Origin of the sequence: Faecalibacterium sp. An58 (assembly GCF_002161515.1) — a bacterium.
Taxonomy (GTDB): Bacteria; Bacillota; Clostridia; order Oscillospirales; family Ruminococcaceae; genus Faecalibacterium; species Faecalibacterium avium.
Genome location: NZ_NFHX01000078.1, coordinates 1 through 672, shown reverse-complemented (window position 1 = coordinate 672; position 672 = coordinate 1). Strand labels below are relative to the sequence as shown.

The window sequence follows — 672 nt, the reverse complement described above, 5'->3', positions numbered from 1 at the left end:
GCGACAGTAATGGTCGCTTCTGGGTAAAGCTGTCGGGCGATGCGTCCCGTGATGCTGTCCAGCTCGACGCCGTACAGGCGGCTGCCCTGCATTGACTCAGGCAGCATCCCGAAGAAGTTGCCAACGCCCATCGATGGCTCCAGAATGTTGCCAGTACGGAAGCCCATCTGTTCCACAGCGTCATAGATAGCCCGGATCACGGTCGGGCTGGTGTAGTGGGCATTCAGGGTGCTGGCCCGGGCGGCGGCGTACTCCTCAGGGGAAAGCAGCTCTTTTAGCTGTGAATACTCTCTGGCCCAGCTGTCCTTGTCCGGGTCGAAGGCATCTGCCAGCCCACCCCAGCCAACGTACTGGGACAGGATTTCCTGTTCTTCCGGAGTAGCGCTGCGGCCCTTCGCCTCGATGGCCTGCAATGTACGGATGGCCTCGATGTTGCGGGAATATTTCTGCTTGGGCCCGCCCTCGCCCAGGCGCTCGTCGGTGATGTGGAAGTTCCGGGCCGGTGGGGCAGGAATTTCAGGCTGCGGCTGGTCAACATGGAGCCGTTCGACCACCACATCGTAGGGCAGGTGTGTTTCCTCTGCCGGGTAAGCTGCCATCGGTTCCGTTGGAACGGCAGGCTGTGTGGTAAGTTGTGCTTTCCGATCTTCGATCTGCTCCCAAAGGGCGTTG

Annotated in this window: 1 protein-coding gene; it reads right to left on the bottom strand. The window is 60.7% G+C overall.

The annotated features are described in order from the left end of the window. Nucleotides 1-672, bottom strand: a 672-nt coding sequence (locus B5G12_RS14220; RefSeq protein ID WP_522731454.1) for a class I SAM-dependent methyltransferase, incomplete at both ends; no start/stop codon positions are given.